Annotated in this window: 22 protein-coding genes and 1 pseudogene; 21 read left to right on the top strand and 2 right to left on the bottom strand. The window is 71.4% G+C overall.

From position 1 onward, the window contains the following. Window positions 1-23: 23 nt before the first annotated feature. A complete protein-coding gene (locus ACIRF9_RS36750; protein WP_403831390.1) occupies window positions 24-509 on the bottom strand; it encodes an SRPBCC domain-containing protein in 486 nt (161 codons plus the stop codon). Then, window positions 506-880: an ArsR/SmtB family transcription factor gene (locus ACIRF9_RS36745; RefSeq protein ID WP_403831387.1), complete on the bottom strand. Its 375-nt coding sequence runs from the start codon at window positions 878-880 to the stop codon at window positions 506-508. The genes ACIRF9_RS36750 and ACIRF9_RS36745 overlap by 4 nt, the downstream gene beginning before the upstream one ends. Window positions 881-989: 109 nt before the next feature. Here ACIRF9_RS36745 and ACIRF9_RS36740 point away from each other — a divergent pair, with 109 nt between their 5' ends. The 21 genes and pseudogenes from ACIRF9_RS36740 (at window position 990) to ACIRF9_RS36640 (ending at window position 21081) form a co-directional block, all read left to right on the top strand. Further along, on the top strand, window positions 990-1247 hold the full coding sequence (locus ACIRF9_RS36740) for a DUF6400 family protein (protein WP_403831384.1): 258 nt from the start codon (window positions 990-992) through the stop codon (window positions 1245-1247). Next, entirely contained in the window at window positions 1234-1482 is a 249-nt protein-coding gene (locus tag ACIRF9_RS36735) for a hypothetical protein (protein WP_403831381.1), read from the top strand. Before ACIRF9_RS36740 ends, ACIRF9_RS36735 begins: the two co-directional genes overlap by 14 nt. 139 nt (window positions 1483-1621) lie before the next feature. Further along, complete coding sequence (locus tag ACIRF9_RS36730) at window positions 1622-3514, top strand: enoyl-CoA hydratase-related protein (protein ID WP_403831379.1); 1893 nt, start codon at window positions 1622-1624, stop codon at window positions 3512-3514. A gap of 63 nt (window positions 3515-3577) precedes the next feature. After that, window positions 3578-4657, top strand: a complete 1080-nt coding sequence (locus ACIRF9_RS36725; protein ID WP_403831377.1) for a hydrogenase expression protein HypE — start codon at window positions 3578-3580, stop codon at window positions 4655-4657. Window positions 4658-4738: 81 nt separating this feature from the next. Further along, entirely contained in the window at window positions 4739-6520 is a 1782-nt protein-coding gene (locus ACIRF9_RS36720; protein WP_403831374.1) for a nickel-dependent hydrogenase large subunit, read from the top strand. Continuing rightward, the gene (locus ACIRF9_RS36715) at window positions 6517-7050 is read left to right on the top strand and encodes a hypothetical protein (protein WP_403831371.1); all 534 of its coding nucleotides are present in this window, start codon (window positions 6517-6519) and stop codon (window positions 7048-7050) included. Before ACIRF9_RS36720 ends, ACIRF9_RS36715 begins: the two co-directional genes overlap by 4 nt. After that, window positions 7047-7673: pseudogene (locus ACIRF9_RS36710) on the top strand (DUF5947 family protein); the annotation flags it as partial. The gene ACIRF9_RS36715 and the pseudogene ACIRF9_RS36710, both read left to right, overlap by 4 nt. 332 nt (window positions 7674-8005) lie before the next feature. Then, window positions 8006-8698 (top strand): DUF6084 family protein, encoded by a 693-nt coding sequence (locus ACIRF9_RS36705; RefSeq protein ID WP_403831369.1) that lies wholly within the window; start codon window positions 8006-8008, stop codon window positions 8696-8698. Continuing rightward, window positions 8695-10113, top strand: coding sequence for a hypothetical protein (locus ACIRF9_RS36700; protein WP_403831366.1), 1419 nt, complete (start codon window positions 8695-8697; stop codon window positions 10111-10113). The genes ACIRF9_RS36705 and ACIRF9_RS36700 overlap by 4 nt, the downstream gene beginning before the upstream one ends. Further along, window positions 10110-10631, top strand: coding sequence for a hydrogenase maturation protease (locus ACIRF9_RS36695; protein WP_403831364.1), 522 nt, complete (start codon window positions 10110-10112; stop codon window positions 10629-10631). The genes ACIRF9_RS36700 and ACIRF9_RS36695 overlap by 4 nt, the downstream gene beginning before the upstream one ends. Window positions 10632-10641: 10 nt before the next feature. Then, on the top strand, window positions 10642-10746 hold the full coding sequence (locus ACIRF9_RS36690) for a DUF6893 family small protein (protein WP_403831361.1): 105 nt from the start codon (window positions 10642-10644) through the stop codon (window positions 10744-10746). Window positions 10747-10892: 146 nt separating this feature from the next. Continuing rightward, window positions 10893-11291 carry a hydrogenase maturation nickel metallochaperone HypA gene (gene hypA / locus ACIRF9_RS36685; RefSeq protein ID WP_403831359.1) on the top strand — a complete coding sequence of 133 codons (399 nt, stop codon included), beginning with the start codon at window positions 10893-10895 and terminating at the stop codon, window positions 11289-11291. A 3-nt stretch (window positions 11292-11294) separates the two neighbouring features. Beyond that, window positions 11295-12077 carry a hydrogenase nickel incorporation protein HypB gene (hypB, locus tag ACIRF9_RS36680; RefSeq protein ID WP_403831356.1) on the top strand — a complete coding sequence of 261 codons (783 nt, stop codon included), beginning with the start codon at window positions 11295-11297 and terminating at the stop codon, window positions 12075-12077. Further along, window positions 12074-14443, top strand: coding sequence for a carbamoyltransferase HypF (hypF, locus tag ACIRF9_RS36675; protein ID WP_403831353.1), 2370 nt, complete (start codon window positions 12074-12076; stop codon window positions 14441-14443). Before hypB ends, hypF begins: the two co-directional genes overlap by 4 nt. Window positions 14444-14469: 26 nt before the next feature. Continuing rightward, a complete protein-coding gene (locus ACIRF9_RS36670; protein ID WP_403831351.1) occupies window positions 14470-14775 on the top strand; it encodes a HypC/HybG/HupF family hydrogenase formation chaperone in 306 nt (101 codons plus the stop codon). Continuing rightward, complete coding sequence (hypD, locus tag ACIRF9_RS36665) at window positions 14772-15902, top strand: hydrogenase formation protein HypD (RefSeq protein ID WP_403831349.1); 1131 nt, start codon at window positions 14772-14774, stop codon at window positions 15900-15902. The genes ACIRF9_RS36670 and hypD overlap by 4 nt, the downstream gene beginning before the upstream one ends. Continuing rightward, window positions 15895-16968, top strand: a complete 1074-nt coding sequence (gene hypE / locus ACIRF9_RS36660; protein ID WP_403831346.1) for a hydrogenase expression/formation protein HypE — start codon at window positions 15895-15897, stop codon at window positions 16966-16968. Before hypD ends, hypE begins: the two co-directional genes overlap by 8 nt. Before the next feature lie 85 nt (window positions 16969-17053). Beyond that, window positions 17054-17968 (top strand): glucose-1-phosphate thymidylyltransferase RfbA, encoded by a 915-nt coding sequence (gene rfbA, locus ACIRF9_RS36655; protein WP_403831344.1) that lies wholly within the window; start codon window positions 17054-17056, stop codon window positions 17966-17968. Continuing rightward, window positions 17965-18600 (top strand): dTDP-4-dehydrorhamnose 3,5-epimerase, encoded by a 636-nt coding sequence (rfbC, locus tag ACIRF9_RS36650; RefSeq protein ID WP_403831342.1) that lies wholly within the window; start codon window positions 17965-17967, stop codon window positions 18598-18600. Before rfbA ends, rfbC begins: the two co-directional genes overlap by 4 nt. A gap of 178 nt (window positions 18601-18778) precedes the next feature. After that, window positions 18779-19834, top strand: a complete 1056-nt coding sequence (locus tag ACIRF9_RS36645) for a hypothetical protein (protein ID WP_403831339.1) — start codon at window positions 18779-18781, stop codon at window positions 19832-19834. Window positions 19835-19965: 131 nt separating this feature from the next. Then, window positions 19966-21081 (top strand): glycosyltransferase, encoded by a 1116-nt coding sequence (locus tag ACIRF9_RS36640; protein WP_403831337.1) that lies wholly within the window; start codon window positions 19966-19968, stop codon window positions 21079-21081. The last annotated feature ends 54 nt before the right edge of the window (window positions 21082-21135 follow it).

Here is a 21135-nt window from a genome sequence, read left to right as displayed (position 1 = left end):
GCCGACCGGTTCGGCCGGGGACTTCAGCCGGTGAGGATGCCGTCCATCTGGCCGACCGCCTCCTTCAGGCCCTCCTCCATGCCCATCTTCACCAGCTGGTCCATCTGCTCCCGGGTGCCGAAGGCGGACCGGATCTCCATGCGGGTGCCGTCTCCGTGCGGGGTCAGCCGGACCCGCACGGTCGTGGTCGGCATAGTGGGACTCGGGGTGCCCTCCTCGTCGGCGAAGCCGTCGGTGAAGTCCAGGCCGGTGGGCGGGGTGACCGACGTGACGCGCCACCAGCCGCGGTGCTTGTCGCCCTCGGGGCCCGTCATGAAGTAGGTGACCTCACCGCCCGGGCTCAGGTCGTGGTCCTCCACGGTCGCCGGGTAGGTCGGGGGTCCCCACCAGCGTTCCAGCCGGCGGGGGTCCGCCCACAGCTGCCACACGTCGTCGACGGGGGCGGCGAAGTCGGCGATCAGGGTGAGGGTGAGGTTGTCGAAGTCCTTGTCCACGCTGGTCACACTCATCGGTCCGGTCCTTCCTTCGGACGGTGCTCTGGCGTACGGGGCCCCCTGGCCAGCAGGTCGGACATCCGCTCCACCCGGCCGCGCCACAGGGACTCCAGGTCGTCGAGGGCCTGCCGGGCCCGCGCCACGGCGTCGGGCTCCGCGAGGACGAGCTGCTCCCGTCCCCGCCGCTGCTTGGTGACCAGCCCGGCCCGCTCCAGCACCGTGACGTGCTTCTGCACCGCGGCGAAGCTCATCGGGTAGGCGGCGGCCAGCTGCGACACCGACAGATCGCCGTGGACACAGCGGCGGAGTATGTCCCGGCGCGTCGTGTCCGCCAGGGCGTGGAAGAGCCGGTCCAGGCTTCCGGCAGCACCTTCATCTACAACCATTTGGTTGTATGTTAATCGGGCCCTCACCCCCTCGCAACCGCTGCGACCTGCTGTGACTTCTCCCACCTGCTCTTGCCCGGGCGGGGAGCGCTTCCCTACGTTCGGTCGCATGTCCCACCATGGCCCCACCTCTCCCGGCGAACCGTTGGGCTGGTCCGTCGACCTGAGCGCGCACGAGATGCTCAGGCGGGCGCACGTCCTCGACGCCCTCGGCCCCGACTGGGACCCCGTCGAGGCGCTGCGCGGCGAGGAAGAGGCGAACGCCCTGCTCTACTCGGGTCTCGACGCCGAGCAGCAGCGCGTGTACGACGAACTGGTCGCGGCCGGTGTGCTGCCCCCGCGAGGGGGCGGCAGTGCTGCCGCTTGACCCGCAGGCCGACCTCGGCCGCCGGGCCTGGGTGGCCTGCCCCAACTGCGACGACCGGCAGGGGTGCGACCCCTGCGCGCGAGGGCGCACCTGCTCCACCCACTGGCGCTATCTGCTCTCCAACACCGGCAGCCTGCTCCATCTGCAGTGCCCGTCCTGCACCCACGTCTGGGACCACGAGACCCGCTTCGGAGCCACCCGCTCCCGCCGGGAGCGCATCGTCGACGGACCGTAGGGGCAGTGAGGCCGGACGGCGCAGCGACGTCTGCTTTCGGATGACCTCACCGACTGTCTCCGGAGAGGTCCGGCGGACGTGACCGACGATCGCTGTCGGCGGTCACCCCCGGCTGCCGTCCGTCCGCCCGGAGACAGCCGTGCACATCCTGCTCCTAGCCAGCGCGTTCAACAGCCTCACCCAGCGTGTCCACGCCGAGCTGCGCGACCGCGGCCACGCCGTCGCCGTGGAGCTAGTGCCGCGGCAGGCAACGTTTGCCCCGTCGCGACGCCCGGCACGCTCCCCCGCTCTCGGCTTCGCTCGAGCGGGAGGTACCCCCACGACGCCGCTCCTTGACGGGCAAACGTTGCCTGCCGCGGCACTGGCCCTGCCGCACGGCTCCCTGGCGGAGGCCGTACGGCGGCACGACCCGCACCTGGTCGTCGCGCCGATGCTCAAGGCGGCGATCCCCGAGGAGGTCTGGACGGCGTACACCTGCCTCGTCGTCCATCCCGGGCCGGTGGGCGACCGTGGGCCCTCCTCCCTGGACTGGGCGATCCACGAGGGCGCCGAGCACTGGGGCGTGACGGTGCTGCAGGCCGAGGCGGAGATGGACGCGGGTGACGTGTGGGCGTCCGTGTCGTGCCGGGTGCCCGCGACGGGAAAGAGCGAGCTGTACCGGGGCGAGGTCGCCGACGCCGCGCTGGCCGCCGTACTCCTCGCGGTGGAGCGCTTCGCCGACGGCAGGTACGTGCCGTGCCGACAGGACGGGCCGGTGCGGGTGCGGCCGTATCTCGACCAGGGCGTCCGGCGGATCGACTGGGACCGGGACTCCACCCGGACCGTGCTGCGCAAGCTGCGGGCGGCCGACTCGCAGCCCGGCGTGCTGGACCTGCTGTGCGGCGAGGAATGGTATCTGCACGGCGGTCACCCCGAGAGCGCGCTGCGCGGCCGTCCGGGTGCGCTGCTGGCCACCCGCGCCGGGGCGATCTGCCGGGCCACCGCGGACGGCGCCGTGTGGATCCCCGAACTGAGGCTGCGGCGGCTGCCCGGGCGGCCGCCCACGTACCGGCTGCCCGCCGTGCGGGCCCTCGGCGACCGGCTGCCGCCGCTGCCCGAACACGCCCCGCCCCGGCTGCCCGACGCGCGGGAGGGCACCTGGACCGACATCCGCTACCGGGAGGACGGGAACGTGGGCTTCCTGTCCTGGGCGTTCCCCGGCGGCGCCATGAGCACCGAGCAGTGCCGGCGCCTGCTCGACGCCTACCGGGAAGCGTGCGAGCGGCCCACGACGGTGCTGGTGCTGGGCGGCCCACGGGACTTCTTCTCCAACGGCATCCACCTCAACGTCATCGAGGCCGCCGACGACCCCGCCGCCGAGTCCTGGGCCAACATCAACGCCATCGACGACCTGGTCGAAGCGGTCCTGACCACCACGGACCGCCTGGTGGTCGCGGCCCTCGCGGGCAACGCCGCGGCGGGCGGCGTGATGCTCGCCCTGGCGGCCGACGAGGTCTGGTGCCGCTCGGGCGTCGTCCTGAACCCCCACTACCGGCTGATGGGCCTGTACGGCTCGGAGTACTGGACCCACAGCCTCCCGCGCCGCGTGGGCCCCGCCGTGGCCGAGCGGCTCATGAGCGAGGCGCTCCCGGTGAGCGCGGCGGGCGCCCTGCGCCTCGGCCTCGTAGACCGGGTGCTCGACTGCGCTCCCGACGCGTTCGCGCGGGAGACCGGCGGGCTCGCGGCCCGGCTGGCGTCCCTGCCGGGGACGGCGGTCCGCGTCACCGCGAAGAAGACCGAGCTGGACCGGCTGCAGAGCCTGACCCCGCTGGCGGGCTTCCGGGAACGGGAGCTGGCCCGGATGCGCCGGACCTTCGACGACCCGGACGCCCCGTACCACGCCCTGCGCCGGGCGTTCGTCCACAAGCAGCGGCCGGAGCGCACCCCGCCGCACATCGCTTCGGCCCAGGTGGCGCACAGCGCTCCACTACCGCGTGCCCCGCGTGTCACCGGAATGGCCCTCGATGAGATCTCACCCGGGCCGAACCGCTGATACGAAGAGATCTGATGGTCGAAATACAGGCCTTCATCCCAAACCTCCCCAGGAGGCGGTCCCATGACTCAGGCGACGCCGGACACGGTCGGCGCTGCGGGCGCGCCCGCCGACGAGACACCCACGATCCACATCCTCTGGATCAACGCGGGGCTGAGCTGCGACGGCGACTCGGTCGCGTTGACGGCGGCCATGCAGCCGAGCATCGAGGAGATCGCGCTCGGCGCGCTCCCGGGGCTGCCGAAGATCGCCGTGCACTGGCCGCTCATCGACTTCGAGTGCGGTCCGGTCGGCGGTGCCGACACGTTCATCGAGTGGTTCTTCAAGGGCGAGCGGGGCGAGATCGACCCGTTCGTCCTGGTCGTCGAGGGCTCCGTCCCCAACGAGTCGATCAAGCCGGAGGGCTACTGGTGCGGCTTCGGCGACGACCCGGAGACGGGCCAGCCGATCACCACCAGCGAGTGGATCGACCGGCTCGCGCCCAAGGCGCTGGCGGTGGTCGCCATCGGCACCTGCGCCACGTACGGCGGCATCCACGCGATGGCCGGCAACCCGACCGGCGCGATGGGCGTGCCGGACTACCTCGGCTGGGACTGGAAGTCCCAGGCGGGCATCCCCATCGTGTGCGTCCCCGGCTGCCCGATCCAGCCCGACAACTTCGCCGAGACGCTCACCTATCTGCTCTACCAGGCGGCCGGTGCCGCCCCGATGATCCCGCTGGACGACAAGCTGCGTCCGGCCTGGCTGTTCGGGGCCACCGTCCACGAGGGCTGCGACCGGGCGGGCTACTACGAGCAGGGCGAGTTCGCGGAGTCGTACGACTCGCCGAAGTGCCTGGTCAAGATCGGCTGTTGGGGCCCGGTCGTCAAGTGCAACGTGCCCAAGCGCGGCTGGATGAACGGCATCGGCGGCTGTCCGAACGTCGGCGGCATCTGCATCGCCTGCACGATGCCCGGCTTCCCCGACAAGTTCATGCCGTTCATGGACGAACCCCCCGGCGCCAAGGTCTCCAGCACGGGCAGCCACGTCTACGGCGCGGTGGTCCGCAGGCTGCGGACCATCACGGCGAAGACGGTGGACAAGGAGCCCAAGTGGCGCCGCACCGGAGAGAAGATCACCACCGGCTACCGGCCCCCCTGGTGACGTCCCCTCACGACCGACCCGCTACTGCTCGGTGCACTCCGCACACCCCCACCCCGCGCAACGAAGGGCACGGCAAAGACGATGGCAAGGACGAAGGCGGCCGGAGACGGCAGCGGCCTGGTGGAGATGGCCTGGGATCCGATCACCCGGATCGTGGGCAGCCTCGGCATCCACACCAAGATCGACTTCAAGCAGAAGCGGGTCGCGGAGTGCTACAGCACCTCGTCGGTCTTCCGTGGCTACAGCGTCTTCATGCGCGGCAAGGACCCCCGCGACGCCCACTTCATCACCAGCCGCATCTGCGGCATCTGCGGAGACAACCACGCCACCTGCTCGGTGTACACGCAGAACATGGCGTACGGCGTGAAGCCCCCGCACCTCGGTGAGTGGATCATCAACCTGGGCGAGTCCGCGGAGTACATGTTCGACCACAACATCTTCCAGGAGAACCTGGTCGGGGTCGACTACTGCGAGAAGATGGTCAAGGAGACCAACCCCGGCGTCCTCGAACTCGCCGAGCGCACCGAGGCCCCGCACGCCGCCGAGCACGGCTACCGCACCATCGCCGACATCATGCGCTCGCTCAACCCCCTCGAGGGCGAGTTCTACCGCGAGGCCCTCCAGGTCAGCCGGTACACACGCGAGATGTTCTGCCTGATGGAGGGCCGCCACGTCCACCCCTCCACGCTCTACCCGGGCGGCGTCGGCACCATCGCCTCCGTCCAGCTCTTCACGGACTACCTCAGCCGGCTGATGCGCTACGTGGAGTTCATGAAGCGGGTCGTGCCCCTGCACGACGACCTGTTCGACTTCTTCTACGAGGCGCTGCCCGGCTACGAGGAAGTGGGCCGCCGGCGTGTCCTGCTCGGCTGCTGGGGCGCGCTCAACGACCCCGAGTACTGCGACTTCACCTACGCCAACATGACGGACTGGGGCCGGCGGATGTTCGTCACGCCCGGCATCATCGTCGACGGCAAGCTCGTCACCAACGACCTCACCGAGATCAACCTCGGCATCCGCATCCTGCTGGGCAGCTCCTACTACGAGGACTGGCAGGGCCAGGAACAGTTCGTCACCCACGACCCGCTGGGCAACCCGGTGGACCCGCGCCACCCGTGGAACCAGCACACCATCCCCGCCCCGCAGAAGCGGGACTTCGACGACAAGTACAGCTGGGTGATGTCCCCGCGCTGGTTCGACGGCAAGGAGCACCTCGCCCTGGACACCGGCGGCGGACCCATCGCCCGCCTCTGGTCCACCGCGCTGTCCGGACTCGTCGACACCGGCTATGTGAAGGCCACCGGCCACAGCGTGGTCATCAACCTGCCCCGCACGCTGACCAAGCCGGAGACCACCTTCGAGTGGAAGATCCCGAAGTGGAGCAACGCGCTGGAACGCAACCGCGCACGCACCTACTTCCAGGCCTACACCGCCGCCCTGGCCCTGCACTTCGCGGAGCAGGGCCTGGAGGAGGTCCGCGCCGGACGCACCCAGACCTGGGAGAAGTTCGAGGTCCCGGACGAGAGCATCGGCGTCGGCTTCACCGAGGCCGTCCGCGGCGTCCTCTCCCACCACATGGTGATCCGCGACGGCAAGATCGCCAACTACCACCCGTACCCGCCCACCCCCTGGAACGCCAGCGTCCGCGACTCCTACGGCACCCCCGGGCCCTACGAGGACGCCGTGCAGAACACCCCGATCTTCGAGGAGAACCCGCCGGAGAACTTCAAGGGCATCGACATCATGCGCGCCGTCCGCAGCTTCGACCCCTGTCTGCCCTGCGGCGTCCACATGTACGTCGGCGGCGGAAAGACCGTGAAGTCGATGCACGTCCCCACCGGCCTGAGCGGACTGGGCGGATGAGCGCACCGACGGCGACGCGACCCCCGAACGCGGAGCGGACCGGGCGCCGTGTCGAGGAGGTCCTGGAGCGGCTGGCCACGAGCGGCGACCCCACCGCCGCGGCCGCGGCCGAGGAACTCGTCCGCTCCCTCATGGACTTCTACGGCGCCGGCCTCGCCCGCATCGTCGAACTGCTGGACCCGGCTCCCGGCACAGCCTCGGCCGGGCTGCTCGGCGACGAACTCGTCGCGAGCCTGCTCGTCCTGCACGACCTGCACCCCGAGGACCGCGACACCCGCATCGCCCGGGCCCTGGACAGCGTCCGCGACCACCGGATGGAGGTGGTGGACTTCGAGGAGCACAGCGGCACCCTGAGGGTGCGCGCCCGGGCGGGCGGCGGCTGCGGCTGCGGTTCCGGCGCCGATGCCCGGCAGGCCGCGGAGGCGGCGCTCGCCTGCTTCGCACCCGAGGTCAGGGCCGTCGACGTGCAGACCGCCCCCGCCGGACCCACGCTCCTGCAGATCGGCACGGCACCGACGGGGGCCCGATGAGCGCGACCACCGTCGGCCTGCGGAGGTTCCTCACCGAGCGTCCGCCGCGGCCGGAGCGGTGCGAACTGTGCGCGGTCGGGGTGCCCGAGGACCACCGCCACCTGGTCGACACGGAGAAGCGCGCCCTCGTCTGCGCCTGCGCGGCCTGCGCGCTGCTGATGGAACAGCCGGGCGGCGCCGCGGGCCGCTTCCGCGCGGTCCCGGCCCGCTACCTCACCGACCCCGGCCACCGCCTCGACGAGCGGGCGTGGGAGGCGCTGCAGATCCCGGTCGGGGTCGCCTTCTTCTTCCGCAACGCGGCACTCGACCGGCTGGTCGCCCTCTACCCCAGCCCGGCCGGAGCCACCGAGAGCGAACTCGAACCGGCCACCTGGACGGAGGTCCTCGGCGGCAGCCGCCTCGCCGGACTCCTCGAACCGGACGTCGAAGCACTGCTGCTGCGCCGCACCGACGGCCACTGCGAGTGCCACCTCGTCCCCATCGACATCTGCTACGAACTCGTCGGCCGGATGCGCCTGTTGTGGCAGGGCTTCGACGGCGGGGCGGAGGCCCGCGCCGCGCTGGACGCGTTCTTCACGGACGTCGCGCGACGCGCCCGACCGGTGGAGGAGGCGGACCGGCCACCGGACGCGGCGGGGCGGGCGCGGGAGGCGGGGCACACGCCGGACAGCGCGGAGCGGTCGTCGGACAGGGCGACGCACCCGTGGGACAGCGCGGAGCGGTCGTCGGACAGGGCGACGCACCCGTGGGACAGCGCGGAGCGGTCGTCGGACAGGGCGACGCACCCGTGGGACAGCGCGGAGCGGTCGTCGGACAGGGCGAAGCGGCGGTCGGACAGGGCGGAGCGGTCGTCGGCCGACGCGGAGCGGCCGCGGGAAGAGGCACGGCGCCCGTCGGACGCTGCGGCGCAGGCGCGGGAAGCGGCACGGCGCCCGGCGGACAAGGCGGGACGCCCGTGACGGAGTTCTCCTTCGCCTGCACGGGCGTCCGTGCCGACCGCTTCGCCGCCGGACCGACCCTGGTCTTCCGGCTGCGCGTCACCGCGTCCGGCGACACCCCCGTGCACGCCCTCGCGCTGCGCTGCCAGATCCGCATCGAACCCGCCCGCCGCGGCTACGCGTCCGCCGAGGCCGACGGCCTGACGGACCTCTTCGGCGAGCGCTCCCGCTGGGGCAGCACCCTCCAGCCGGTGCAGTTCGCCCAGGTCCCGCTGATGGTCCAGGGCTTCACCGGAGAGACCGAGACCGACCTCGTGGTGCCCTGCACCTACGACCTGGACATCGCCGCGACCCGTTACCTCGACGCCCTCGGCCACGGCGAGGTCCCCCTGCTGATGCTCTTCTCCGGCACTGCCTTCACCGGCGCGGGCGGCTTCCGGGTCGAGCCGGTCCCGTGGGACCGCGAGGCGGCCTTCCGGATGCCGGTCGCCACCTGGCGGGAGATGGTCGAGCAGCACTTCCCCGGCTGCGGCTGGATCCGGCTGCCCCGCGACACCATGGACGCCCTCCTCGCCTACCGCTCCCGGCACGCCCTGCCCTCCTGGGAGGCGACCGTCCGGGCCCTGCTCGCCGACAGCGGCGATCCGGACCCGCCCGCCAGGGACCCGTTCCGCGCGCTCACCGGCACCACCGGAAGGACCGACCCGTGACCGTGACCGCGTTCGCCCCCGAGACCGAGGAGCGCTTCGCCCTCGCCCGGCAGGTGGCCGACGCCGTCCTCTTCGAGGGCTATGTGCTCTACCCGTACCGCGCCTCGTCCGCCAAGAACCGGCTGCGCTGGCAGTTCGGGGTGCTCGTGCCGCCCGCCTGGGGCGCCGAGTGCGAGGAGTACGACTTCCAGCACACCGAATGCCTGATGGAACCGAGGAAGGGCGCGACCCTCTCCGTCGAGGTGCGCTTCCTGCACGCCCGGCGGCGCACCGTGCAACGGGCCTGTCCGGACGGCGGGTTCGAGACGGTCGCCGAACTCCGCCTCGAAGACCGGGTGCTGGTGCCCTGGGACGAGGGTGGCGAGGAGCGCGTCGAACTGGTCGTGCCCGTCGAGGAGTTGCTCGGCGACGGCGTCACGCACCCCTTCCACCGCCCCGCCCGCGACGACACCGAACCCGTCCTGGACGCGGCCGGCCACCCCGTGGGCCGACTCGTGCGGCGGTGCGAGGAGATCAACGGGACGCTCAGGCTCTCCGCCCGCGAACTCGACGGCCCCTACCGGACCATGCGGCTGACCGCCGTCGTGGAGAACACCAGCGACTGGACACCGCCCGGGGGCCGGGGCGCCGACCGGGACGCGGCGCTGCCGCACGCCCTCGTGGCCACCCACCTCCTCATGGCCCTCAGCGCCGGATCGTTCCTGTCGATGACGGATCCCCCCGAGTGGGCGAAGGGCGCGACGGCCGCCTGCCGCAACCTGCACACCTGGCCCGTACTCGCCGGCGAACCCGGCCGCGCCGACCTCGTGCTGTCCTCCCCGATCATTCTGGAGGACCACCCGGCCATCGCACCGGAGAGCCCCGGCGCGCTCTACGACGCCACCGAGATCGACGAGATCCTCGCGCTGCGCACCGCCGCCCTCACGGACGAGGAGAAACGCGAGGCCCGGGGCACCGACGAACGGGCCGCCGCCGTGATCGACCTCGCGGACTCCCTGCCGGCGGAGGTGCTGGAACGGCTCCACGGGGCAGTGCGCGGCCTGCGGGAGATCACCAGTGACCCCGGCGGGGGCTTCGCCGACGAACACGGAGTGCGGCGCCCCGACACCCCCTGGTGGGACCCGGCGAGCGACGCCGGCTTCGACCCGGAGCGGGACAGCGTGGTCGTGGACGGGCGGCCGGTGGCCAAGGGCAGCCGCGTCGTCCTGCGCCCGGGCAAGCGGCACACGGACGCCCAGGACCTGTTCCTGCACGGCCGCACCGCGACGGTCGAGGCGGTCCTGCACGACGTCGACGGCATGGTGCACCTGGCCGTCACGGTCGAGGGCGACCCGGGCGCGGACATCCGCCGTGCGCAGGGCCGCTACCTGTACTTCCAGCCCGACGAGGTCGCACCTCTCCAGGACCCGTCATGAACCGCACCCTCGTCGCCGGCATCGGCAACATCTTCCTCGGCGACGACGGCTTCGGCGTGGAGACCGCGCGCCGGCTCGCCGGGCGCGACCTGCCAGGTGCCGTCGAGGTCGTGGACATCGGCGTGCGTGGGGTGCACCTCGCCTACCAACTCCTGGACGGCTACGACACCCTCGTCCTCGTCGACGCCACGGCCCGCGGCGAGGCACCCGGCACGCTCTACGTGATCGAGTACGACGGCCCCGGCGGCGACACCGGCGCGGTCCCCCCGATCGACGGCCACCGGATGACCCCCGACACCGTCCTGGCGCTGCTGGACACCCTCTGCGCCGGCACCGACGGACAACCGCCGCGGCGCGTCCTGATCGTCGGCTGCGAACCGGCCTCCATTGAGGAGGGCATCGGCCTCAGCCCGCCGGTGTCCGAGGCCGTACCCCGGGCCGTACGGCTGATCGAAGAGCTGCTCCTGGACGGCGATCCGTCCGTGGCGCAGGCCTCAACCGCTGAGGCCCCTAGATGAGGAGAGACGGATGAAGAAGATCGTCATTGGTGGAGCGGCCCTCGCCGGCATGGCCGTCGTCTTCGCCGAGTTGTTCCCCGACCTCAGGCGCTACCTGCGGATCCGGCGCATGTGAAGCCGGGGTCGCACCACGTGGGCCGCGCGGTTGCGTCGAACGGCGTACCCGCCGGCCGGTGACGGCGCGCCGGGCCGTGCGGCCCGGGTGCGCCCGCCTCTAATGAAGGCCGGTGGGAGGCCCACGCCCCGGGAGGTCCAGGACCGATGCACGAGATGTCCGTCGCGCTGGCCGTCGTCGACCAGGTGACCGAGGCCGCCACGCGGGCCGGCGATGTCACGGCCGTGCGCTCGGTACGACTCCAGGTGGGCGAACTGGCCGGTGTCGTACCCGACTCGCTCGCCTTCTGCTTCGAACTGGCCTGCGCCGGAACCCTGCTGGAAGGCGCCGAACTGGTCACCGAGACGGTGCCGGGGCAGGCCCGCTGCATGTCCTGCGCACACGCCTGGGCCGTCGGCATGCCACCCCGGCTGACCTGCCCCGGGTGCGGCGGCACCCGTACCGACCTGCTGGCCGGACGGGAACTGCAGATCACCGGCGTGCAGTGGGAGGACGGCGACACCGCGCCCGCGCCGACCGGCGAAACGATCTCCGAGGAGTGCTGAACCATGTGTCGTGAAGTCGACCTGCGGCAGGCCGTACTCGCGAAGAACGACGCGAGCGCCCACACCCTGCGCGACCGCCTCGCCGCTCGCGGCACCACGGTCGTCAATCTGCTCTCCAGCCCCGGCAGTGGCAAGACCGCCCTGCTGGAGCAGGAGTTGCTGCGGGCCCGTGAGCGGTCCGTGTCCGTTGCGGCGCTGACCGCCGATCTCGCCACCGAGAACGACGCCACACGCCTGGCCCGCGCCGGTGTCCCCGTCAAGCAGGTACTCACCGACGGTCTCTGCCACCTGGAGGCGGGGATGCTCGCCGGGCACCTGGACGGCTGGCTGCCCGAGGACACCCGGCTGCTGTTCGTGGAGAACGTCGGCAACCTGGTCTGCCCGGCCTCCTACGACCTGGGGGAGACCCTCAGGGTCGTCCTCGCCTCCGTGACGGAGGGCGAGGACAAGCCGCTCAAGTACCCCACCGCCTTCGGCCTCGCCCATCTGGTCGTGGTCACCAAGACCGACCTCGCCGAAGCCGTCGAGTTCGACGGGCTCGCCTTCCGCACGAACGTGGAGCAGGTCAACCCGGGCGTCGAGGTGATCATGACCTCGGCCCGCCGCGGGAAGGGCGTCGGCGCGCTGCTGGACAGGGCGACGGCCGCCGCGGCCGGCACACCCGTCCACACACCGGTCATGGCCCGGCAGCCGCACACGCACCACGGTCACACCCACACCCACAGCCACGCGCATCCGCATACGGAGGCTGCCGACGCGGGTGCCCTGGCCCCCACCCGCTCGTGAGCGCTCCGCCGTCGACCGTCGCCGGCGACCCGCCGCTGCGCCGCCGGGTCGTCGTCCGGGGAGTGGTCCAGGGCGTCGGCTTCCGGCCGTACCTGTACGGCCTCGCCACCGAACTCGCGCTGGTCGGACATGTGACCAACACCCCGGAGGGCGTCGTCGCGGAGGTGGAGGGCAACGCCTCGGCCGTGGCCCGCTTCTGCGACCGGATCGCCGTCCAGGCACCGCCCCTGGCCCGGGTGGAGTCCGTCCACCACCAGGAGCTGCCCGCCACGGGAGGCGAGGCGTTCACCATCCTGGCCTCCCGTACCGACGGGCCGGCCCGCACCCTGGTCTCCCCGGACTCCGCCACCTGCGCCGACTGCCTCGCCGAACTGGCCGACCCCGCCGACCGGCGCCACCGCCACCCCTTCGTCAACTGCACCCACTGCGGCCCGCGCTTCACGATCGTCACTGGCGTCCCGTACGACCGGGCCAACACCACGATGGCCGGCTTCCCGATGTGCCCCGACTGCGCCCGGGAGTACGGCGATCCGGCCGACCGGCGCTTCCACGCACAGCCGGTCGCCTGCCCGGCCTGCGGGCCGCGACTGCGACTGCTCGTCGCGGGCGGCGACGACGTCACCGGAGCGGACCCCGTCGCCGAGGCCCGCGCCCTGCTCGCGAGCGGCGCGATCCTCGCCGTGAAGGGCCTGGGCGGCTACCACCTGGCCTGCGACGCCACGAACGACACGGCCGTCTCCCTCCTGCGGCACCGCAAGGCGCGGGGCGACAAACCGTTCGCCGTCATGGCCCGGGGCACGGCCGACATCGAGCACCTCGTCCGGCTGAGCCCCGAGGAACGGCACCTGCTCGAAGGCGGCGCCCGGCCCGTCGTCCTGCTGCGCCGACGCCCGGACCCGTCGTACGCGCCCGGGGGCCCGCGGCCCGCCGCGGGCGTCGCACCCGGCAGCCCCGACCTCGGCGTGATGCTGCCGTACACACCCCTGCACCATCTGCTGCTCGGTCTGCCCGGCGATCCGGACGGCGCCCGGCTGCTCGTCATGACCAGCGGCAACGTCTCCGGAGAGCCGATCGTCACCGACGACGCCGAGGCGCTGGAGCGGCTCGCGCACCTGGCCGACGCCTGGCTCGCCCACGACCGGCCGATCCACGTTCCCTGCGACGACTCCGTGGTCCGCGTCTGCGACGGGGAGCCCCTGGTGATCCGCCGTTCACGCGGTTACGCGCCCCTGCCGGTCCCGCTGCCCCTGCCGGTCCGGCCGGCGCTCGCCGTCGGCGGGGACCTGAAGAACGCCTTCTGTCTCGGGCAGGGCCGTCGGGCGTGGCTGTCGGCGCACATCGGCGACATGGACGACCTCGGCACCCAGCGGGCCTTCGAGCGTGCCGCGACGCAACTGGAGTCCCTCACCGGGGTGCGGCCCGGGACCCTGGTGTCCGACCGGCATCCCGGGTACCGCTCCGCCCGCTGGGCCGACCGGAGCGCGGCCGGCCGGCCCGTGGCGCGGGTCCAGCACCATCACGCCCATGTCGCCGCCGCGATGGCCGAGCACGGGCTCGATGGCACCCGGAAGGTGATCGGCGTCGCCTTCGACGGCACGGGGCACGGGGACGACGGCGCCGTGTGGGGCGGGGAGTTCCTGCTCGCGGACTACGACGGCTTCACCCGCTTCGGGCACCTGGCGTACGTCCCGCTGCCCGGCGGCGACGCCGCGGTGCGCCGGCCGTACCGCATGGCGCTGTCCCATCTGCGGGCGGCCGGGCTCGACTGGTCGGCCGACCTCCCCTGCACGGCCGCCTGCCCGCCCGAGGAACTCCCGCTCCTGGAGCGGCAGTTGGAGCGGGGCCTGAACTGCGTTCCCACGTCCAGCATGGGCCGGCTCTTCGACGCGGTGTCCTCGCTCGCCGGTGTCCGCCACCGGGCCGGATACGAGGCACAGGCCGCCGTCGAACTGGAGGCGGCCGCCCTGCACGCGCCCCACGACGACACCACCGCGTACGCCTTCACACTCCACCCGCCCGAGGGCGACGAGGACGGTGCCGTACGAGCCGATCCGGCGCCCGTCCTCGCGGCGATCGTCCATGACCTGCGCGCCGGTCACGCACCGGCCCTGGTCGCGGCCCGCTTCCACCGCGGCGTGACCGGACTGGTGCGCCGGATGTGCGCGGCGGCCCGGGAGCGGCACGGCCTCGACACGGTCGCCCTGACGGGGGGCGTGTTCGCCAACACGCTGCTCGCCTCGGCCTGTGCCGCAGCCCTGCGCGAGGACGGCTTCACGGTCCTGCGGCACCACCTGGTGCCGCCCAACGACGGCGGCCTGGCGCTCGGACAGCTGATGGTGGCCGCGCGGACGACGAACACCGACTGAGCAGACCCCAGAGCGAGGAGAGGCCCATGTGCCTGGCGGTACCCGGCAGAGTGCTGGACATCGAGGAACGCGACGGCACCAGGATGGCCACCGTCGACTTCGGCGGTGTGGTCAAGGAGGTGTGCCTGGAGTACCTGCCCGATCTTCAGGTCGGCGAGTACGCCATCGTCCACGTCGGGTTCGCCCTGCAACGGCTGGACGAGGAGTCGGCGAAGCAGACCCTCGAACTCTTCGCCGAACTCGGCATGCTGCAGGAGGAGTTCGGCGACGCCTGGGAGACGGCGGCGGCGGAGGCGGGCGTGGAACCGGTGGAAGAGGTGCGCAACCAGTGAAGTACATCGACGAGTTCCAGGACCCGGAGCTGGCCCGCCGGCTCCTCGACGACATCCACGCCACGGTCACCCGGCCCTGGGCGCTGATGGAGGTCTGCGGCGGCCAGACCCACAGCATCATCCGGCACGGCATCGACCAACTCCTCCCGGACGAGGTGGAGTTGATCCACGGGCCGGGCTGTCCCGTGTGCGTGACCCCGCTGGAGGTCATCGACAAGGCGCTGGAGATCGCCTCCCGGCCGGGGGTGATCTTCTGCTCCTTCGGCGACATGCTGCGGGTACCGGGCACCGGCCGCGACCTGTTCCAGGTGCGTGGCGAGGGCGGTGACGTACGGGTCGTCTACTCGCCGCTCGACGCCCTGCGGATCGCGCAGCAGAACCCGGACCGCGAGGTGGTGTTCTTCGGCATCGGCTTCGAGACGACGGCGCCGCCCAACGCCATGACGGTCCATCAGGCCCGCAAACAGGGCGTCCGCAACTTCAGCATGCTGGTGTCCCATGTCCGCGTGCCTCCCGCCATCGAGGCGATCATGTCCTCGCCCAGCTGCCGGGTGCAGGGCTTCCTCGCCGCCGGGCACGTGTGCAGTGTGATGGGCGTGGAGGAGTACCCCGAGCTGGCGGAGCGCTTCCGGGTGCCGATCGTGGTGACGGGCTTCGAGCCGCTCGACGTCCTCGAAGGCGTGCGCCGGACGGTACGGCAGCTGGAACGCGGCGAGCACACCGTCGACAACGCCTACGCCCGTGCCGTGCGCCCGGAGGGAAACCCGGCCGCCCGGGCCATGCTGGAGGACGTCTTCGAGGTCACCGACCGCGCCTGGCGGGGCATCGGGGTGATCCCCGACAGCGGCTGGCGGCTGTCCCCGAAGTACCGCGACCACGACGCCGAGCACCGCTTCTCGGTCGAAGGCATCCGCACCGAGGAACCGGCCGAGTGCCGCAGCGGAGAGGTCCTGCAAGGGCTGCTCAAGCCGCACGAGTGCGCCGCCTTCGGCACGCTGTGCACCCCGCGCACACCCCTGGGCGCCACCATGGTCTCCAGCGAGGGCGCCTGCGCGGCCTACTACCTCTACCGGCGGCTGGACCTACCCGCCACCGCGACGGTCCGGGAGGCGACCCCCGTTGTCTGACATCACCGATCTCCCCGCCCTCGACATCGAGGGGTGGACCTGCCCGGCGCCCCTGCGCGACCGGCCCCGCGTCGTCATGGGCCACGGCGGCGGTGGAGCCCTGTCCGCCGAACTGGTCCAGCAGATCTTCGCCCCCGCCTTCGGCGGCGAGGTGCTGGCCCAGCTGGGCGACTCCGCCGTCCTCTCCCTGGGCGGTGCCCGGCTGGCGTTCTCCACCGACTCCTATGTGGTCCGCCCACTGTTCTTCCCGGGCGGCAGCATCGGCGACCTGGCGGTGAACGGCACCGTCAACGACCTCGCCATGAGCGGGGCCCGCGCCGCCTATCTCTCCTGCGGATTCATCCTGGAGGAGGGTGTCGAGCTGGACACGGTCACCCGGGTGGCCGAGGCGCTGGGCGCGGCCGCGCGGACCGCGGGCGTGGAGGTCGCCACCGGTGACACCAAGGTGGTGGAGGCCGGCCACGGCGACGGGATCTTCGTCAACACGGCGGGCATCGGCGTCGTCCCGGCGGGCGTCGATCTGCGTCCGCAGCGGGTCGTTCCCGGAGACGTCGTGATCGTCAGCGGTGCCATCGGCGTCCACGGGGTGGCGATCATGAGCGTCCGCGAGGGCCTGGAGTTCGGGGTGGAGATCGCGAGCGACTGCGCGCCGCTCGGCGGTCTGGTCGAGGCCATGCTCGCCGTCACCCCGGACCTGCACGTACTGCGCGATCCCACGCGGGGCGGTCTGGCCGCCGCGCTCAACGAGATCGCGGCGGCCTCCGGCACCGGGGTGGTCCTCCGGGAACGCGACGTCCCGGTCCCGTCGGCGGTGGCCAACGCCTGCGCCATCCTCGGTCTCGACCCCCTGTACATCGCCAACGAGGGCAAGCTCGTGGCCTTCGTCCCGCGCGAGTACGCCGACGCCGTCCTGGAGGCGATGCGCGCCCATCCGCTCGGCGCGGACGCCGTGGTCATCGGAGAGGCGGTGGAGACACATCCCGGCATGGTGGTGGCGCGCACCGGGCTGGGCGGCACCCGTGTGGTGGACCTGCCGCTCGGGGAGCAACTGCCGAGGATCTGCTGACCCGGCCCGCAGTGCCACTTCCGTACACACGCTGAAAGTCGTGTTAAAGGGCGGTATTCATGAATGACTGGCCTATGGTGATGCCGTGCGCGGAATCCTTTTGGCCGGAGGTACCGGCTCGCGACTTTGGCCGTTGACCCGCTCGGTGTCGAAGCAGTTGCTGCCTGTCTTCGACAAGCCCATGGTCTATTACCCGCTGTCCACTCTCGTGATGGCCGGTGTCCGGGACATTCTGATCATCACCACCCCGGAAGACCAGGGACAGTTCCGGCGGTTGCTGGGTGACGGAAGCCAACTGGGGCTGCGGCTCGCATACATGGAGCAGAAGCGCCCCGAGGGCATTGCCCAGGCATTCGTGCTCGGCGCCGGATTCATCGGCGACGATTCCGTGGCCCTCATTCTCGGCGACAACATCTTCCACGGAAGCGGCCTCGGCACCCGGCTGGCCCGCCACGACGACGAGGCGGGCGGCAGGGTGTTCGCCTATCCGGTCGCCAATCCCTCGGCCTATGGCGTGGTGGAGTTCGACGAACAGGGCCGGGCCGTCTCCATCGAGGAGAAACCGGCCCGCCCCAGATCCCGCTACGCCGTACCCGGGCTCTATTTCTACGACAACCGTGCCGTGGACATCGCCCGTGGTCTACGACCCAGTGCCAGAGGCGAGTTGGAGATCACCGACCTCAACCGCGTCTATCTCGAAGCCGGGGAACTGCGTGTCACACGGCTCGACCGGGGTACCGCGTGGCTCGACACCGGAACCTTCACCTCCATGGTCCAGGCCTCGGAATTCGTCAGGGTCATCGAGGAGCGCCAGGGATTCAAGGTCGGGTGCGTGGAGGAGGCGGTCTGGCGGGCCGGCCTGATCGACGACGACCGGCTGCGGGAGCTGGCCGAGCCGCTGCTCAAGAGCGGATACGGCCACTACCTGCTGGGTCTGCTGGAGGACTCCCCGCACGCCGTCACGTCACGGGCCGCCAGGCAGAAGGAAGTGATCACGTGAGACCGCTCGGCATCGAAGGGGCGTGGGTGGACACGCCCCGGGTGTTCACGGACGACAGGGGCCGCTTCCACGAGTGGTTCAAGAGCGACGCCTTCCACGAGGCCGTGGGGCACGGATTCCACTTCGAGCAGGCCAATTGCTCCCGATCCGTGCGCGGCACGCTCCGCGGCATTCACTTCGCGACCGTCCCGCCCGGTCAGGCGAAATACGTCACCTGTGTCGGCGGGGCGGTCCTCGATGTCGTGGTGGACATCCGCGTCGGCTCCCCGGACTTCGGGAAATGGGAGGCGGTCCGCCTCGACGACACCACGCATCGCTGCGTCTACCTCTCCGAAGGGCTGGGACACGCCTTCATGGCGCTGGAGGACGACTCGACGGTCGTCTATCTCTGTTCGCAGGGATACGCACCCGAGCGGGAACACGGGATCAACCCGCTCGACCCGGCGCTGGCCATCGCCTGGCCCGCCGGCCTCCCACCCCTCCTCTCCGAGAAGGACGCGGCCGCGCCCACGCTGGAGGAAGCCGAGCGGCAGGGGCTGTTGCCTTCCTACGAGGACTGCACCGCGTATCGCGGAAGTCTCGTGGGCGGTAATTGGAAATTGTCCCAGAATGGAGGCCGAAGGCAACCATGAGAAAGCGTCCTGGAATTGAGGCCGCTCGGGTGATCCTCGTACGCGAGGCGGGTTGTTCGTAAGTCATTTTTTCATAGCGGCGGGAAGGGATGACCTCGTTCATGGCCCAAGGAGACATGACGGCCAAGAGGAACGAGGCACACCGATGTGCGCGCCGGCCGTCTGATCCCTCCACAACGTGAGGAAGGTTCTCTTGAACCGTAGAACGATCCGAATCGCGCGCCTCAGGTACGTCACGCTGGTGACGTCGAGCGCGGCCGCGGTGGCGCTCAGCATCGTGCCGGGCACGGTGGCCGCGGCGGAGGCGCTGCAGAAGCCGGACGCCGGTCGTCTGGTGATCGAAAGGCTCCCGAAGGGCGTGTCGGAGGCGGCCGTCGCCGACGCGATCCGCAGGGCGGGCTCCAACGGAGTGGCCCCTCTGACCCCGGACGGCTCCGTGACCAGCGCCGACCGGGACCGCGACCCCCATGGCCACCACCACCGTGGCCACGAGGGCAAGCCGGGCAAGCAGGGTCCGCAGGGCAAGCCCGGTAAGCAGGGCCCGCAGGGCAAGCCGGGCAAGCAGGGACCGCAGGGCCACCAGGGCGCTCAGGGCGACAAGGGTGAGAAGGGCCGCCAGGGCGCTCAGGGGCACAAGGGCCGCCAGGGCGCTCAGGGCAACCAGGGGTTCCAGGGCGAGCAGGGATTCCAGGGTGAACAGGGATTCCAGGGTGAGCAGGGATTCCAGGGCGAGCAGGGGTTCCAGGGCGATCAGGGTGCCCAGGGCACCACCGGCGCTCAGGGCAACACTGGTGCTCAGGGTGCGACGGGTGCTCAGGGCAACACTGGTGCTCAGGGTGCGACGGGTGCTCAGGGCAACACTGGTGCTCAGGGTGCGACGGGTGCTCAGGGCAACACTGGTGCTCAGGGTGCGACGGGTGCTCAGGGCAATACCGGTGCTCAGGGTGCGACGGGCGCTCAGGGCGCAACCGGTGCTCAGGGCTCCACGGGTCTGGGCCTCAGCACCTACGTCGTGAGCTTGGGAACCACCGGCAACACGGTGACCGTCACCTGCGCGGCCGGTGATCGTGCTACGGGCGGAGGGTTCCAGGCGAGTACCGGTTCCGCCGGTACGAGCGCGCCAGTGCTCAATGACCCGACCGGCGCGCAGGGCGCGCAGGGCTGGACGGCCACCATGACAGGTGGCGGTCAGGGCATCACTGTCTTCGCGGTCTGCACCGATGTGACGCCGTAACTTCCGCACGAGCGAACGGTGTGGCATCAGCCGTCCGCCTCCCCTGAAGTGAGCGACGGTGCCCCGGGGCTCCGGCCTTGCGGGCGCCGTCGCAGTCGTTCCGAGGGCCACACCCTTTCTGGAGAGGACCAGTGAAGCCGACCGTCTGCCTGAACATGATCGTCAAGGACGAGGCCCCGGTGATCCGGCGTTGTCTCGAATCCGTGCGGCCCCTGATCGACTCATGGGTCATCGTGGACACGGGCTCGACCGACGGCACGCAGGACGTCATCCGTGACGTCTACAGCGACCTGCCGGGGGAACTGTACGAGCGGCCCTGGAAGGGCTACGACGGGAGCCGTACCGAAGCGATCGAACTCGCCCGTCCCGGCGCGGACTACCTGTTCTTCATGGACGCTGACGACGTGATGGAGGTAGAGCCCGGATTTCGTATGCCGGAGCTGATTCTCGAGGCGTACAGGGTCAACATCCGCTTCGGGTCCTTCCGCTACTGGCGCCCCGCCCTGGTCGCGACGCGGCTGCCCTGGCGTTACGTCGGTGTCCTGCACGAGTACATCGATTGTGGGTCTCGATTCAGCCTCGGCACTCTCAGAGGTGCCGAAATGGTCATTGTGGGCGGCGGCGGACGCCTCAGGAACGAAGGTGCGCGAGCGAAGTACCTGCGGGACGCCCATGTACTCGAGGAGGCCCTGGTCAAGGAGCCGGACAACGCTCGCTATGCCTACTACCTCGCACAGAGTTGGCGCGACGCGGGTGAGCCGGAGAAGGCGCTCGAAGCCTATGACCGCAGGGCGGCCATGGGAGGCTGGGAGGAGGAGGTCTACTGTTCCCGCCTCTGGGCCGCGCGACTCGCGGCGGACCTCAAGCGGCCGGCGGCCGAGGTGATGGACCGCTACCTTCGCGCCTACGAGACCCGGCCCTCGCGTGCCGAAGCCGTCGGCGAACTCGCGCGTGTGTGTCGCCAGAGCGGCCCGCGCTGGCCTCTCGCCCACATGTTCGCGCGCCAAGCGGCACGGATCCCGATGCCGACCGACGACCTCCTCGTCGAAGCCGACTGGTACGAGTGGCAGGCACTCGACGAACTCGCGGTCGCCGCCTATTGGGTGGGGGAGTACGAGGAGTGCAAGGACTGCTGTGAGCGCCTGCTGGAAAGCGACAAGCTGCCCGACGAACAGCGCGAGCGTGTGATCCAGAACCTGGAGCTGGCACGACACAACCTGGGCGTGACGGAGCTCGTCGCGGTCTGACAGGGACAGAAAGGGGCGCCCGGTGACCTCACGGTCACCGGGCGCCCTCTGTTG

Origin of the sequence: Streptomyces sp. NPDC096132 (assembly GCF_044763345.1) — a bacterium.
Lineage (GTDB): Bacteria > Actinomycetota > Actinomycetes > Streptomycetales > Streptomycetaceae > Streptomyces.
This window is presented reverse-complemented; position numbering and strand designations above follow the sequence as displayed.